At 75.0% G+C, this 14,280-nt stretch carries 12 protein-coding genes; 7 read left to right on the top strand and 5 right to left on the bottom strand.

The window, feature by feature from the left end; all coding sequences use genetic code 11:
• Positions 1-38 precede the first annotated feature (38 nt).
• The 3 genes from ACFTWP_RS17545 (at position 39) to ACFTWP_RS17535 (ending at position 2,675) form a co-directional block, all read left to right on the top strand.
• Positions 39-1,130: a Gfo/Idh/MocA family protein gene (locus ACFTWP_RS17545; protein WP_380265451.1), complete on the top strand. Its 1,092-nt coding sequence runs from the start codon at positions 39-41 to the stop codon at positions 1,128-1,130.
• Positions 1,131-1,401: 271 nt separating this feature from the next.
• Positions 1,402-1,527: a hypothetical protein gene (locus ACFTWP_RS17540; RefSeq protein ID WP_380265450.1), complete on the top strand. Its 126-nt coding sequence runs from the start codon at positions 1,402-1,404 to the stop codon at positions 1,525-1,527.
• The gene (locus ACFTWP_RS17535) at positions 1,524-2,675 is read left to right on the top strand and encodes a CaiB/BaiF CoA transferase family protein (protein ID WP_380265449.1); all 1,152 of its coding nucleotides are present in this window, start codon (positions 1,524-1,526) and stop codon (positions 2,673-2,675) included. The genes ACFTWP_RS17540 and ACFTWP_RS17535 overlap by 4 nt, the downstream gene beginning before the upstream one ends.
• A gap of 220 nt (positions 2,676-2,895) precedes the next feature.
• Here the strand turns inward: ACFTWP_RS17535 and ACFTWP_RS17530 are convergent, their stop codons facing one another.
• From ACFTWP_RS17530 to ACFTWP_RS17515, 4 genes are all read right to left on the bottom strand, one after another.
• Positions 2,896-4,494, bottom strand: a complete 1,599-nt coding sequence (locus tag ACFTWP_RS17530) for an alpha-amylase family glycosyl hydrolase (RefSeq protein ID WP_380265448.1) — start codon at positions 4,492-4,494, stop codon at positions 2,896-2,898.
• A gap of 196 nt (positions 4,495-4,690) precedes the next feature.
• Complete coding sequence (locus tag ACFTWP_RS17525; protein ID WP_380265447.1) at positions 4,691-5,338, bottom strand: bifunctional 4-hydroxy-2-oxoglutarate aldolase/2-dehydro-3-deoxy-phosphogluconate aldolase; 648 nt, start codon at positions 5,336-5,338, stop codon at positions 4,691-4,693.
• The gene (locus tag ACFTWP_RS17520) at positions 5,335-7,011 is read right to left on the bottom strand and encodes an amidohydrolase family protein (protein WP_380265446.1); all 1,677 of its coding nucleotides are present in this window, start codon (positions 7,009-7,011) and stop codon (positions 5,335-5,337) included. The genes ACFTWP_RS17525 and ACFTWP_RS17520 overlap by 4 nt, the downstream gene beginning before the upstream one ends.
• Positions 7,011-8,315, bottom strand: a complete 1,305-nt coding sequence (locus ACFTWP_RS17515) for an alanine racemase (RefSeq protein WP_380265445.1) — start codon at positions 8,313-8,315, stop codon at positions 7,011-7,013. The genes ACFTWP_RS17520 and ACFTWP_RS17515 overlap by 1 nt, the downstream gene beginning before the upstream one ends.
• A gap of 149 nt (positions 8,316-8,464) precedes the next feature.
• Between ACFTWP_RS17515 and ACFTWP_RS17510 the strand changes: the two genes are divergently transcribed.
• The 4 genes from ACFTWP_RS17510 (at position 8,465) to ACFTWP_RS17495 (ending at position 13,105) form a co-directional block, all read left to right on the top strand.
• Positions 8,465-9,592, top strand: a complete 1,128-nt coding sequence (locus tag ACFTWP_RS17510; protein WP_380265444.1) for a sugar kinase — start codon at positions 8,465-8,467, stop codon at positions 9,590-9,592.
• On the top strand, positions 9,589-10,341 hold the full coding sequence (locus ACFTWP_RS17505; RefSeq protein WP_380265443.1) for an IclR family transcriptional regulator: 753 nt from the start codon (positions 9,589-9,591) through the stop codon (positions 10,339-10,341). The genes ACFTWP_RS17510 and ACFTWP_RS17505 overlap by 4 nt, the downstream gene beginning before the upstream one ends.
• Positions 10,342-10,490: 149 nt before the next feature.
• A complete protein-coding gene (locus ACFTWP_RS17500; RefSeq protein WP_380265442.1) occupies positions 10,491-10,898 on the top strand; it encodes a RidA family protein in 408 nt (135 codons plus the stop codon).
• A 161-nt stretch (positions 10,899-11,059) separates the two neighbouring features.
• The gene (locus ACFTWP_RS17495) at positions 11,060-13,105 is read left to right on the top strand and encodes a DHA2 family efflux MFS transporter permease subunit (protein WP_380265441.1); all 2,046 of its coding nucleotides are present in this window, start codon (positions 11,060-11,062) and stop codon (positions 13,103-13,105) included.
• A gap of 128 nt (positions 13,106-13,233) precedes the next feature.
• Here ACFTWP_RS17495 and ACFTWP_RS17490 read toward each other — a convergent pair whose 3' ends face one another.
• Positions 13,234-14,277, bottom strand: coding sequence for a peptidoglycan DD-metalloendopeptidase family protein (locus tag ACFTWP_RS17490; protein ID WP_380265440.1), 1,044 nt, complete (start codon positions 14,275-14,277; stop codon positions 13,234-13,236).
• Positions 14,278-14,280 lie beyond the last annotated feature (3 nt).

The following is a 14,280-nucleotide window of genomic DNA, read 5'->3' as shown; positions in this document are numbered from 1 at the left end:
GACCGCACCGAGCGGCCGCCCCGACGAGAACGGGCCCCATGACCGCCCCCACCTCGCCCAGCCCCGCCGAGCACACCCCCGCAGCCACCGACCCCGCAGCCACCGAACGGGCCGCCACCGACCCCGCCACCGGCTCGGCCGTCCCGCCCGTCCGCTGGGGCATCCTCGCCACCGGATCCATCGCCGGCTCGTTCGCCGAGGACCTCGCCCTGCTGCCGGACGCCCGTCTCACCGCCGTCGCCTCCCGTACCGAGGAGTCCGCCCGGCGCTTCGCCGACCGTCACGGCATTCCGCGGGCGTACGGCAGCTGGGCGCAGCTCGCGCAGGACCCGGACGTGGACGTCGTCTACGTGGCCACGCCGCACGCCCAGCACCACGCCGCCACCGCCCTGCTGCTGGCGGCCGGAAAGCCGGTGCTCTGCGAGAAGCCGTTCACCCTCGACCTGTCGCAGGCACAGGACCTGGTGCGGCTGGCGCGCGAGCGCGGGGTGTTCCTGATGGAGGCCATGTGGACGTACCTGGATCCGGCCGTCCGCCGCCTGACGCAGTTGATCGCCGACGGTGCGATCGGCGAGGTCCGGACGGTCCAGGCGGAGTTCGCGTTCACGGCGACGCCGGCCGAGAGCGGTCGGCTGCGCGACCCGGCGGCCGGCGGCGGTGCGCTGCTGGACATCGGCGTCTACCCCGTCGCCTTCGCCCAACTGCTGCTGGGCGCACCCGACTCCGTCCAGGCCTGGGGTCGGATCGCTCCGGACGGGGTGGACGACAACACCGGCATCGTGCTCGGACACCCCGGCGGGGCGCACGCGGTGCTGTCCTGCTCGATCGTCTCCGACGGCGCGCAGCGGGCGGAGATCGGCGGCTCGCTCGGCCGGATCGAGATCCCGCGCGACTTCTACCGCCCGGAGGGCTTCGTGCTGCACCGCCGGGGCCGGGAGCCGGAGGAGTTCCGCTTCCCGCGGGCGGCCGGCCACGGCTACATCCACGAGGCGGCGGAGGTGATGCGCTGCCTGCGCGCCGGGGAGCGCGAGTCGCCGCTCGTCCCGCTGGACGGCACGCTCTCGGTGATGGCCACCCTCGACGCCGTCCGGCGCCGGATCGGCCTGGTGTACCCGGGGGTGCCCGCCTGATCCCGTCCGACCCCGCCTGATCCCGTCCGACCTCGTCCGACCTCGTCCGACCCGGCCGCCCCGTCCGCCCCGGCCGGCCCGGCCGGCCCGCAGCCACTCGCGGGGTGGCCGACCCCGGCAGTCCGGCGCAGGACGACCTGTCCTGCCGACACCCCCGAACGCAGGACATCCCGTCCACTGCCTTCGCACCTGATCGACTCCACAATGATCGCCAGGACCGGTCCCGGTCGGCGCCGCTCGGCCGGGCGGCAGGTGCGGAGCAGGGAGTGCCATGCAGGAGAGAACAGCGGCGGACGAGGAGCTCCCCGGTCACGACCGGGCCCGCCCGGAGGCGGTCCGCCGGCCCACCCGCCCGGCCGCACGGGCCGAGCGCGTCGACACCGGCGGTGGCCGGTGAGCGCCACCGGCGGACTGCCGCTCTCCGGCGTGCTGGTCGCCGACTTCGGCCGGGTGCTGGCCGCCCCCTACGCCACCATGCTGCTCGCCGACCTCGGCGCGGACGTGGTCAAGGTGGAGCAGCCGTCCGGCGGGGACGACACCCGGGCCTGGGGCCCGCCGCACGCGCAGGGCGAGGCGACCTACTTCCTCTCCGTGAACCGCAACAAGCGCTCGCTGGCACTCGACCTGCGGGATCCCGCGGACCACGCCCGCGCGGTCGAACTCGTACGCCGCGCCGACGTCCTGTTCGAGAACTTCCGGCCGGGCACGATGGAGCGCCACGGCCTCGGGTACGAGCGGGCCCGCGCCCTCAACCCCGGACTGGTCTACTGCTCGGTGAGCGGCTTCGGGCCGGGCCCGGGTGCCGCGCTGCCGGGGTACGACCTGCTGGTGCAGGCGGTCGGCGGCCTGATGAGCGTGACCGGCCCGGCGCCCGGCCAGCCGGTCAAGGCGGGCGTGGCGCTGGTGGACGTGCTCACCGGACTGCACGCCGCCGTCGGGGTGCTGGCGGCCCTGCGCGAGCGCGACGGCACCGGCGAGGGGCAGCACGTCGAGGTCAACCTGCTGTCCTCGCTGCTGTCGAGCCTGGTGAACCAGTCCGCCGGGTACACCCTGGCCGGGGTGGTGCCGGGGATCCTCGGCAACCGGCACCCGTCGATCGCGCCGTACCAGGTGTTCGAAGCCGCCGACCGGCCGTTGGTGATCGCCGTCGGGAACGACCGCCAGTTCGCCGCGCTGTGCCGCGGGCTGGCCTCGCCCGAGCTCGCGCACGACGCCCGGTTCGCCACCAACCCGGACCGGGTGGCGCACGTGGCGGAGCTGTCCGCCGTGCTCTCCGGCCTGCTCGCCGGCCGGACCGCCGCCGAGTGGTTCGACCTGCTCACCCCGCTCGGCGTGCCCTGCGGCCCGGTCAACGACCTGGCCGGCGCCTTCGGTCTGGCGGAGGCGCTGGGCCTGGCGCCCCGCGCCACGGTGGCCGGCGACGAGGGCCCGCTGGACCTGGTGGCCAACCCCATCGGCCTCTCCCGCACCCCGCCGCGCTACGACCGCCGGCCACCCCACCTCGGCGAGCACACCGACGAGTTGACCGCCTGGCTGGACTCCTGACCACCGCCCTCCTCCGTCCTCGGTGCGGAGGAGGGCGACGTCGAGTCCACCGGCGGTCCTCATCGACCGGGCCCTGACCGGCCGGGCCGCCTACCGGGATCGGCCATCGCTGACGGCCCACCGCTGACGGCCCACCAGTGACCGCCCACCACTGGCCGGGTGCCGCTGACCGGGTGCCCCGGGGAGCCGGCGGTGGTGGTGGCGCCACCGCCGGCAGGGCCTACCGCGGCCCGTCCAGCTCGAAGATCCCGTAACCGAAGCCGTCCGCCCGCAGGCCGCCTTCGTCGAGGGCGACGCCCCGGGCCTCCAGCGGCCGGGCGCCCGCCGCACCCGGCAGTCGCAGGGCCAGCGCGACCGGCTCCCGCCCCGGGTTGACGGCGACCAGGTGGCGGTCGCCGCGCAGGTAGACCAGTGGGTAGCCGTCGCTCAGCACCTCGACCGCGCCGTGGACACCGAGCGCCGGGTGCGAGCGGCGCAGCGCGATCAGGCGGCGGACGAGGTTCAGCAGGGAGTCGGGGTCGGCCCGCTGGGTGGCGACGTCGGGGCGGTCCGGATCCGGGTCGACGGGCAGGTAGAGCCGGTCGGCGGGGGCGGTGGAGAATCCGGCGTTCGGGCCGGCGTCCCACTGCATGGGGGTGCGCGAGCCGGCCCGGTTGTAGCGGGGGCCGAGCACGCTGCCCTCGGTGTCGGGCAGGCCGGGTACGTACCGCATGCCGATCTCGTCGCCGTAGTACACGGCGGGCAGGGTCGGCCAGGTGAGCTGGAAGGCGAAGGCGGGGGCGAGTTGCTCGCGGGTGCGCGGGCCGGTGGCGAGCCGGGAGAAGTCGTGGTTGGCGGTGGGCAGCGCGAGGTGTCCGCTGCCCTCGGTCAGGTCCGCGGCGGCCCGCCAGGCGTCGACGAAGTACCGTGCGGACCCGAGGGCCTGCGCGTCGAAGTAGCACGGGCCCTGCTGCCAGTCCTCCTCCACCGTCCCGGCGCCGTTGTTCCAGAGCGAGCGCAGCGGCAGGCCGCGGTCCGGCCCGCCGAACTGGAGGAAGAAGTCGGCGTGGAACCCGGCCGCGACGGCCGCCGCCGGCTCGCCCCACTCGGCGAAGAGGGCGGCCTGCGGGTGCGCGCGGTCCAGCCAGTCGCGCAGTTCGGTCCAGAGCTTGGCGGTCTCGGTCCGGCCGGGGTCGTCCTTGACCAGTGAGGAGGCCATGTCGACCCGGAATCCCGCGACGCCGATCCGCAGCCAGTGGTCCATGATCTCGCGCAGCGCGGCCCGGTTGGCGCGCGGTCCTTCCGCGTCCACGCCCTGCCGCCAGGGCTCCTCGGGGTTCGCCCGGGCGTAGCCGAAGTTGAGCGCGGGCTGGCAGTCGAAGAAGTTCGGCAGGTACCAGCCCGCGCGGCTGCCGGGCGAGGCGACGAAGCCCTCGGCGGGCCGGTCGGACCAGATGTAGCGGTGGTCGCCCTCGTCGCCGGCGGAGGCCAGGAACCAGGGGTGCCGGTCGGAGGTGTGCCCGGCGACCAGGTCGAGCAGCACCCGGATGCCCCGGGCGCGGGCGGCCTCGACCAGGGTGGCGAGGTCCTCGGTGGTGCCGTAGCGGGGGGCGGTGCGCAGGTAGTCGGAGACGTCGTAGCCGGCGTCGCGGAAGGGCGAGGCGAAGCAGGGGTTGAGCCACACGGCGTCGACGCCGAGCCAGGCGAGGTGGTCCAGGTGGGCGGTGATGCCGGCGAAGTCGCCGATGCCGTCGCCGTCGGAGTCGGCGAAGGTCTGGGGGTAGATCTGGTACAGGACGGCGTCGGTGAGCCAGCCGGGGCCGGGGCGGGTCGAGGTCATGGCGAGGGGTCCTCCTGCCGGTGTCCGGGATCGTGCCGGTCCAGGGATTCTCGTCCATCTTCCGCCGCCGGGACAGCGCACGGACGGCCCGCCGACGGCGGCGCCCGGTTCCGGCGCCCGGGTCGGGGCGCCGGAACCGGGGCGCCGGAACCGGGGCGCCGGGCCGAGGGGTCGGGGCGCCGTCGTACGGGCGGGGCTACCGGGTGCCGCAGGCGGCGCTGAAGGCGAGTGCCCGGCGGGTGATCTCGTCCCAGTCCCCGGCGGCGACCACGGCCGGCGGCACCACGTCCGTCCCGGCGCAGACGGCCAGCGCGCCGTGGGCGAGGAACTCGGCGGCGTTGCCCGCGTTGACGCCGCCGGAGGCGACCAGCGGCAGGTCCGGGTAGGGGCCGCTCAGGTCCTTGAAGTAGCCGGGGCCGAAGGCCTTCGCGGGGAAGATCTTCACGGCGGCGGCGCCGAGGTCCACGGCCTGCGCGACCTCGGTGGGGGTGAGCGCGCCCAGCACCGCGGGCACGCCGGCGGCGTGGGCCGCGGCGGCGACCTCCGGCCGCAGGCCGGGGGTGACCAGGAAGCCGGCGCCGGCCTCCACGCCCCGCTCGGCCTGTTCCGCGGTGAGGACGGTGCCGACGCCGACCCGCCAGCCGGCCGCCGCCGCGGCGTGCAGATGGTCCGTCACGTCCGGTGTGGTGTAGGTGAATTCGACCCAGTGGATGCCGCCGGCCGCGAGCGCGGCGCAGAGCGCGGCGGCGTCGGGTATCCGGGGGGCGCGGACCACGGCGATCACCGGGTCGGCGGCCAGTGCCGCCCGGGCGTCGGTCAGGACTGTGCTGCGGGGACTGGTCACAGGGCTCGGGTTCCTCGGTCGGTGCGGCGCAGGGCGCGGCCGGGCAGTGCCCCGGTGGTGCGGCCCTGCTCGATCACGGCGGCGCCGTTGACGTAGACGTACTCGATCCCGGCGGCGGGCAGCCGGGGTTGCTCGAAGGTGGCGGTGTCCCGGACGGTGGCGGGGTCGAACAGCACCAGGTCGGCGTGGTGGCCGGGGCGGATCAGGCCGCGCCGGTCCAGGCGCAGCCGGCGGGCCGGCCGGCCGGTCATCCTGGCGACCGTCTCCTCCAGCGTGAGGACGCCCAACTCCCTTTGGTACCGGCCGAGGTAGCGGGCGAAGGTGCCCCAGGCCCGGGGGTGCGGCCGGGCACCGACCAGCAGTCCGTCACTGCCGGCGGTGTGGGCCGGATGGCGCATGATCGCGCGGACGTTCTCCTCGTGGCCGACGTGCTGCAGGATGGTGGTGGCCAACTGGTCGCCGAGCAGCAGGTCGAGGAAGACCTCGGTGCCGCTCTGCCCGGTGGCGGTGGCGAGTTCGGCGACGGTGCGCCCGACGGTCGCGGCGAGGCGCTCCTCGCGCACGCCGGAGATCTGGATGGTGGCCCAGTCGGTGACCACGCCGTGGCAGCCGTCGCTGCCCTTCTCCTCGACCTCGATCCGGATCCGCTCCCGGGCTCCGGGGTCGCCGAGCCGGGCCAGGGTGGCGTCCGGCCCGCCCTCGGTGGCCCAACTGGGCAGCAGCGCGGCCAGGGTGGTGGAGCCGGGCAGGTACGGATAGCTGTCCAGGCTGAGGTCGCAGCCGTCCGCGATCGCCCGGTCGACGAGGTCCAGCAGCTCCCCGGCCCGGCCCTGGTTGACGCCGAAGTTCATCGTGGCGTGGGTCAGGTGCAGCGGGCAGCCGGACCTGCGGGCGATCTCCACCATCTCGGCGTAGCCCTCCAGCGCGCCGGCTCCGTAGGAGCGCTGGTGCGGTGCGTGGAACCCGCCGTGGGCGGCCACCACCTCGCAGAGAGCGACCAGTTCGGCGGTGTCCGCGTACATCCCGGGGGTGTAGGTGAGGCCGCTGGACATGCCGACCGCGCCCTCCCGCAGGCCCCGGGCCAGCAGCCGGCGCATCCGGTCGAGTTCGAGGGGGGTCGGCGGGCGGTTGTCCCAGCCCATCGCGAGCATCCGCAGGGATCCGTGCGGCACCAGGTAGCAGGCGTTGACGGCGATGCCGCGGTCGAGCCGGTCCAGGTACTGCCCGACGCCGCGCCAGTTCCAGTCGAAGCCCTCGGGGTCGCCGTTCCAGCCGGCGATCTGGCGGCGCAGCGCGGCCAGGGTGGCGTCGTCGACGGGGGCGTAGGAGAGGCCGTCCTGTCCGAGCACCTCGCAGGTGACGCCCTGGGTGACCCGGGAGGGGTGTTCGGGTTCGACCAGCAGCCGCAGGTCCGAGTGGGAGTGCATGTCGATGAAGCCGGGGGCGAGGACGAGGCCGTCGGCGTCGATCGTCCGGGCCCCGCCGGGGTCGCCGCCGAGGTCGGGGCGGCCGATCTCGGCGATCACGCCTGCGGTGACCCGCACGTCGGCGCGGTAGCGCTCGGCGCCGCTGCCGTCGACCACGGTGGCGCCCCGGAAGATCAGGTCCGGTCGGGGCGCGGAGGTGGCCGGCGCGGGCGCGGCGGCGGGTGCGGGGGTCGCGGGCCGGGCCATCAGAAGTACGTCCTGACCAGGCCGACGATCCGCGGGTCGGGGCGGTCCACGTCGTCCAGGACGGGGATCAGCGACCACTTGTCGAAGGCCGTGCAGGGGTGCGAGAGGCCGAGCCGGACGACCGCCCCGACCGGGGCGAGGTCGCCGGCCCCGGTGAGGAAGGCGTGCTGGTCGTTGAGGCGGGCGACGGCGGCCGGGGCGCCGGCCAGGCTGCGCGGTCCGTTCGCGGTGCGGACGCTCTGCGGCTCGGGCATCCCCTCGTCGTAGGGCAGGTCGCGCTTGCCGGCGTCGAGCAGGGCGAGCTCCGGTTCGGGGCGCGAGACGACCCGGGCCCAGCCGTGCAGTGCGGAGCGCAGGGGGGTGCCGGCGCCCCGGGCGAGCGGGGAGATCCCCCGGTAGAAGCCGTCGTCGTGGGCCAGGTAGGCGCCCGCCCGGATGATCACCTCGGCCTCGTCGAGGGGCTTCAACTCCTCGACGACGATGTCGAAGTAGGCGCTGCCGCCGGCCGTGACGACGGGCCGCGCGACCTCGTACCGGCCGGCCAGGGCGCGGTGCAGGGCGGCGAGCCGGCGCAGGTACCCGCGGACGGCGGCGAGTCCGCTCGGGCCGGCGTCGTGGGCGAGGGCGCCCTCGTAGCCGCAGACGCCGGCCAGCCGCAGGGTGGGCGCGGCGCGGACGGCTTCGGCGATCTCGACGGCCTCGGCCTCGGTCCGGGCGCCGGTGCGGCCGGCGGGGCCGCCGAGTTCGACCAGCACCTCGACCGGGCGGGCGGCCCCGGCGGCGCGCAGCGCCCGGTCCATGAGCCGGACGCTGTCGGTGCAGTCCACCCAGGCGGTGAAGGCGAAGCCGGGGTCGGTGTCGAGTTCGGCGGCGAGCCAGCCGAGTCCGGCCGGGTCGAGCAGGGTGTTGGCGAGCTGGATCCGGTCGACGCCGAAGGCGCGGGCCACCCGCAGTTGCGGGAGGTTGGCCAGGGTGATGCCGTGGCTGCCGGCGTCGAGCTGGGCCTGCCAGAGGGCGGGGGCCATGGTGGTCTTCCCGTGCGGGGCGAGCCCGACTCCGGCGTCGGCGCACCAGGCGGCCATGGTCGTGAGGTTGTGGTCGAGGGCGCCGGCGTCGAGGGTGAGCAGCGGGGTGCCGAGGTCGGCGAGGGTGGGGCCGGTGGCCAGGTACTCGCGGACGGTCAGGCCCCAGGATGCCGGCGGCAGCGCCTTGAACCTCCAGTCGAGGGTCTCCTCGGCGAGGGCCGTGACCTCGGCGGTGTCGATGCCGCGTCCGGTGCTGCTGCTTGCGTACGTCTGGGTCACCCTGTGCCTCCGGTTGTTCCTCGGGCTCTCCGCGGAGCCGCGAGGTTGCAACATGTGCAACGACTATTGCATATGTTGATGTGACGGTTCTAGCATCGGCGCGGAACACAGGTCAACGGTCGACCGCACGACACGAGGGAGCGCACCAGATGGCAGGTCAGGACGCCGCGGCCACCGTGGACCCGGAGGCCGCGGGCCTCCCGGAGGCGGTGTGCCTGGGGGAGTCGATGGCCGTGCTGCTGCCCGAACGACCGGGCCCGCTGGACACCGTCGACGGCTTCCGGGTCGCACTCGGCGGCGCCGAGTCCAACGTGGCCGGCGCCCTCGCGGGGCTCGGCGTGCGCAGCGGCTGGATCAGCCGGGTCGGCGACGACGGCTTCGGCCGGCGCCTGCGCGCCGGAGTGGCCGCGCGCGGCGTGGACGTCTCGGCCGTCACGGTCGACCCCGCCCGCCCGACCGGCCTCTACCTCAAGGAGGTGGGCGGCTCCAGCGGCCGGCCCCACGACCTGGGCAGCGGGCGCAGCCGGCTGCACTACTACCGGGCGGGCTCGGCCGCCGCCGCCCTCTCCCCCGCGCTGCTGGACGAGCCGGCCGCGGCCCGGCTGCTGGCCGGCGCCCGGCTGCTGCACCTGTCCGGCATCACCCCCGCGCTCTCCGACAGCTGCCTGGCCCTGGTCCGGACGCTGCTCGCCCGCCCCCGCCCGGTCGGCGGCCGCGACCTCCTGGTCAGCTTCGACCTGAACTGGCGCCCCGCCCTGTGGCACGGCCGCGACCCGGCCGTGCTGCCCGCCCTGATGGACGCCGCCGACCTGCTGCTGCTCGGCGCCGACGAGGCCGAGGCCGTGCTGGGCACCGGCGACCCGCAGGCGCTCCGGGCCCGCTTCCCCTCCCCCGCCACCGTCGTGGTCAAGGACGCCGACCGGCTGGTCACCGCCCTCGACCGGGACGGCACCGTGGCCGCCGAGCCCGCGCTGCGGGTCGAGGTGGTCGAGGCCACCGGCGCCGGCGACGCGTTCGCCGCCGGCTACCTGGCCGGCACCCTGCGCGGCCTGGACCAGCGCCGCCGCCTGCGGCTGGGCCACCTCAGCGCCGCCTGCGCCCTCACCGCGCCCGGCGACCAGGGCGAGCTGCCCCCGCCCGCGGTGGTGGCGGCCCTGCTGGACGCCCCGAGCGGGGACTGGGCCGCGACCCGGGTGTCGGCGGATGGCATCGTGTCCCCGGTACTTCCCGCGTTCCTGTCCCGGCAGGTCGCGTCCCCCGTGGTTGGAGCGAGATGAGCCAGACCGTCACCCGTGCCCTGCGCCTGCTCACCGAGCTCGGCGAGGGTGAGCGCTCGCTCGACCAGCTGGCCGAGCTCCTCGGCGTGCACAAGACCACCGCGCTGCGCCTGCTGCAGAGCCTGGAGGAGGAGCGGTTCGTCTACCGCGACGCCGCCTACCGCTACCACCTCGGCGCCGGCCTCTTCGCGCTCTCCAGCCTGGCGCTGGAGCAGCGCGGGGTCCGCCGGGCGGCCGCCCCGCACCTGGCGGCGCTGAACTCGGCGACCGGCCAGACGGTCCACCTGGCCGCGTACGAGGGCGGCGAGGTGGTCTACATCGACAAGTACGACTCCCGGCACCCGGTGCGGATGTACTCGCGGATCGGCCTGCGCGCCGCGCTGCACTGCGCGGCCGTCGCCAAGGTGCTGCTCGCCGACCTGCCGGTGCCGGAGCGGCGGCGGGTGGTGGCGGGCATCGAGTTCACCCCGTACACCGCGAACACGCTGACCACGCCCGAGGCGCTGCTGGCCGAGCTGGACACGGTGGCGGCCCGCGGCTGGGCGCAGGACCACGCCGAGCACGAGTCCTTCATCAACTGCGTCGCGGCGCCCGTCCGGGACGCCACCGGCCGGGTGGTCGCCGCCGCCTCGATCTCGGTGCCCGACGTGGTGCTCCCGTACGAGCGGGTGCTGGAGCTGCTGCCCCAGCTGCTGGCCACCGCCCGGGCCGTCTCCGCGGACTGCGGACTGCCGCCGGGCGGCGCCTGACCCCGCACCCCGGCGGGCCCTGGCCACCCCGCCGGCCCCGAACCGCGCCGGGCCCGAACCCCGCCGGCCACGAACAGACAGCACGACCGGGCGACCGACCGGCCGCCTCCCCACCAGCCCACGACCGGAAGAAGAGCGAGCACCCCACGATGAGCGAGAAGACCGAGATCCGCACCGACGGCGCCCCGGCTCCGGCCTGGATGTTCTCCCAGGGCGTCCGCAAGGGCCCGATCCTGCAGGTCTCCGGCCAGGGCCCGCAGGACCCGGCCACCGCCGAGTACCTCTACCCCGGTGACGTGAAGGCGCAGACCCGGCGGACGCTGGAGAACGTCAAGGCGATCGTCGAGGCCGGCGGCGCCACCATCGAGGACGTGGTGATGTTCCGCGTCTACCTCACCAAGCGCTCGGACTTCGCCCTGATGAACGAGGTCTACGCGGCCTTCATCAACGAGAACGTCCCGCCCGGCGGCGTGAAGCCGTGCCGGACCACGATCTTCTGCGAGCTGCCGCAGGAGCCGATGCTGGTGGAGATCGACGCCCAGGCCGTCATCGGCTGAGTGTCCGGGGAGAGCGCCGGTGCCCGGCGGCCGGAGGTGGACCCCCGGGCGCCGGCGACGCCGGGCGGCGCCCGGGACCACCCGGACGGCCGCTGCGGTGGCGGGCCCGGCCCGCCGCGCCAAAGCTGGGTGGACCTGCTCCCCGCCCAGGAGGCCCGGCCATGTCCGACACGACCGTGACCGAGGCCGCCCCGGCACCGCCCACCCCGCCGTCCCTGAGCCGCCGCCAGACCAACGTCGTCTTCGTGACCATCGTGCTCGGCATGCTGATGGCGGCCCTCGACCAGACCATCGTCTCCACCGCGCTGCCCACCATCGTGGCGGACCTCGGCGGCGGCGGGCACATGGCCTGGGTGGTGACGGCCTACCTGCTGGCCGAGACGGTCTCCACCGTGCTGGTCGGCAAGTTCGGCGACCTGTTCGGCCGCAAGGTGGTCTTCCAGGTGAGCGCGGTGGTCTTCATCGCCGGCTCGGTGATCTCCGGCGCGGCGAACGGCATGGCGGTGCTGATCGTCGGCCGGGCCGTGCAGGGTTTCGGCGGCGGCGGGCTGATGGTGACCGCGATGGCCCTGATCGCCGACGTCATCCCGCTGCGCGAGCGCGGCAAGTACCAGGGCGCGCTGGGCGCGGTCTTCGGGGTCACCACGGTGGTGGGCCCCACCCTGGGCGGCCTGTTCACCGACCACGCGTCCTGGCGCTGGTGCTTCTACGTCAACATCCCGATCGCCGCCGTGATGATCGTGATGGCCGCACGGACCATCCCCTCGGTCCGGGCGGCCGTCCGGCCGGTCATCGACTACCTCGGCATCGTGCTGATCGCGCTCGGTGCCAGCGGACTGGTGCTCGGACTGGAGTGGGGCGGCAACGAGTACGCCTGGAACTCGGCGGTGATCATCGGGCTGTTCACCGCCTCGGTGCTGCTGCTGGTCGCCTTCGTGCTGGTGGAACTGCGGGCCCCGGAGCCGATGCTGCCGATGCACCTGTTCCGCAACTCGGTCTTCACGGTCTGCTCGATCCTCAGCTTCATCGTCGGCTTCGCGATGCTCGGCGCGATGACCTACCTGCCCACCTACCTGCAGTTCGTGGACGGCGTCTCGGCGACCGGCTCCGGGGTGCGCACGCTGCCGATGGTGGCCGGTCTGCTCGGCATGTCGATGCTCTCGGGCGTGGTGGTCAGCCGCACCGGCCGCTACCGGATCTTCCCGATCCTGGGCACCGCCGTGATGGCGCTCGGCCTGTTCCTGATGTCGACGATGGGCCCCTCCACCGGCGTCTGGCTGGAGTCCCTGTACATGTTCGTCCTGGGGCTCGGCATCGGCCTGGCCATGCAGGTGCTGACCATCGCCGTGCAGAACACCGTCCCGTACCACGAACTCGGCACCGCGACCTCGGGCGTCACGTTCTTCCGCACCCTCGGCAGTTCCTTCGGCACCGCGGTGTTCGGCACCCTGTTCACCAACCAGCTGGGGCCCAACCTGGAGGCGGCCTTCGCGCAGTCCCCCGGTGTGCCGCCGGCGGCGGTGCAGAGCCCGCAGGCGCTGCGGGAGCTGCCCCCGGAGCAGGCCGCGCCGTTCATCACCGCGTACGCCGACACCATCAACTACGTCTTCCAGTGGGTGGTGCCGGTCGCCCTGGTGGGTTTCGTGGTGGCCTGGTTCCTCAAGGAGGTGCCGCTGCGCGACAGTGCCCGGGCCGGGGCCTCCGACATGGGCGAGGCCTTCGGCGCGCCCGACAGCGCCGACGCCGACAAGCAGTTGGAGCGCGCCCTCGCCAACGTGCTGCGCAAGGCCAAGGGCCGCCCGGAGATCGGGCGCATGCTGCTGGCCGACTCCGGCAGCGAGGTCAGCCCGGACCAGGCCTGGATGCTCGGTCAGATCTACTGGCGCACCCGCCTCCAGGGCGGTGCGACCCTCCCGGCGATCGCCGCGGCGCACCACATGCCCGAGGAGGTGGTCCGGCCCGCCGCCGAGCGGACCCTGGGCGCGGGCCTGGCCGAGACCGCCGACGGGGTGCTGCGCCTCACCCCGGACGGCAGCCGGGAGGTGGAGCGGCTCGCCGAGGCCTGGCGGCGCTGGATCGACCGGCACCTCGACGACTGGGACGTCCATGATCCCGCCGACCGCGCCCGGCTGGACCGCGCGGTGGAGTCCATCGCGACCCGGCTGTACGAGGACGACCAGGTGCACCGGGAAAGCGTTCCGGCCTGACATCCCGACATTTCCCGTGCGGGGGGGGAACGCGAACTGGCCGGGCCCGCAGCGATGAGCGTTCGCTGCCGGCCCGGCCGGTGTTCACCTACCGCGACGCATCAGGTCGCGAGGAGTCGTACCCGGTGTCAGATGCTGACGCCGTGCGCGCGGAGGTAGGCGATCGGGTCGATGTCCGAGCCGTACTCCGAGCCGGTGCGGACCTCGAAGTGCAGGTGCGGGCCGGTCACGTTGCCGGTCGCGCCGGACAGGCCGATCTGCTGACCGACGGTCACGGTCTGGCCGACCTTGACGCCGATCGAGGACAGGTGCGCGTACTGGGCGTACTTGCCGTCGGCGAGCTTGATCTCGACCTCGTTGCCGTAGGCGCCGCCGGGGCCGGCCTTGACCACGGTGCCGGCCGCGATGGCCTTCAGCGGGGTGCCGGTCGCGGCGACGAAGTCGGCGCCGGTGTGGTGGCCGCTGGACCACATGGAGCCGGCCACGCCGTAGGCGGTGCCGAGGCGGGCGCCGGCGATCGGCGCGGTGTAGCCGGAGGTGCTGGCGGCCGCGGCCGGGGCCGGGGTGGCCGCGGGCTTCGGCGCCTGGGTGGCGGCCGGCTTCGGCGCGGGGGTCTGCACCGGCTTGGCGGCCTGGGTGGGCTTCGGGGCCTCGGCGGCCTTCGGCGCCTGGGTCGCCTTCGGGGCCGGGGTGGCCTTCTTCGCCGGGGCGGAGTCGGAGGAGGTCTTCGGGGCCGGGGCGGCGGCCGGGGCCTGGGCGGCCGCCTTGCCGACGACCAGCTGCTGGCCCGGGTAGATCAGGTTCGGGTTGGCGCCGACGACCTGACGGTTGGTCTCGTACAGCGCGTGCCACCCGCCGTCGACGTTCTTCGCGGCGGCGATCTTCGACAGGGTGTCACCGCCGACCACCTTGTAGGTCACGTCGGCGGCGGCGGCCGGCGCGGCGGCCGGGGCGGTCTCGGCGGCGGCCTTGTCGGCCACGGCGACGGCGTCGGCGCTGGTGGCACCGGTCCAGGTGGCGGACTGCGACTTGTGGGCCGGGACCTCGTGCGCCGAGGCGCTGACGGCGGTCACCAGCGGAAGGGCGAGAACCGCGCCGGTCACACCGGTGGCGATGCCGATCCGGGCGAGACGGGGCAGACGGTTACGACGGTGCTTTGCCTGTGCGGGCATGGG

The sequence above is a fragment of the Kitasatospora sp. NPDC057015 genome (genome assembly GCF_042673745.1).
Taxonomy (GTDB): Bacteria; Actinomycetota; Actinomycetes; order Streptomycetales; family Streptomycetaceae; genus Kitasatospora.
Note: the sequence above shows the minus strand (reverse complement) of the source record. Positions and strands in the feature narration are given on the sequence as shown.

Excerpts from the sequence above, each read along its gene's own strand:
- ACFTWP_RS17545 (WP_380265451.1), top strand. The coding sequence starts at position 39 with ATGACCGCCCCCACCTCGCCCAGCCCCGCCGAGCACACCCCCGCAGCC.
- ACFTWP_RS17540 (WP_380265450.1), top strand. The coding sequence starts at position 1,402 with ATGCAGGAGAGAACAGCGGCGGACGAGGAGCTCCCCGGTCACGACCGG.
- ACFTWP_RS17530 (WP_380265448.1), bottom strand. The coding sequence starts at position 4,494 with ATGACCTCGACCCGCCCCGGCCCCGGCTGGCTCACCGACGCCGTCCTG.
- ACFTWP_RS17520 (WP_380265446.1), bottom strand. The coding sequence starts at position 7,011 with ATGGCCCGGCCCGCGACCCCCGCACCCGCCGCCGCGCCCGCGCCGGCC.
- ACFTWP_RS17510 (WP_380265444.1), top strand. The coding sequence starts at position 8,465 with ATGGCAGGTCAGGACGCCGCGGCCACCGTGGACCCGGAGGCCGCGGGC.
- ACFTWP_RS17505 (WP_380265443.1), top strand. The coding sequence starts at position 9,589 with ATGAGCCAGACCGTCACCCGTGCCCTGCGCCTGCTCACCGAGCTCGGC.
- ACFTWP_RS17500 (WP_380265442.1), top strand. The coding sequence starts at position 10,491 with ATGAGCGAGAAGACCGAGATCCGCACCGACGGCGCCCCGGCTCCGGCC.
- ACFTWP_RS17495 (WP_380265441.1), top strand. The coding sequence starts at position 11,060 with ATGTCCGACACGACCGTGACCGAGGCCGCCCCGGCACCGCCCACCCCG.
- ACFTWP_RS17490 (WP_380265440.1), bottom strand. The coding sequence starts at position 14,277 with ATGCCCGCACAGGCAAAGCACCGTCGTAACCGTCTGCCCCGTCTCGCC.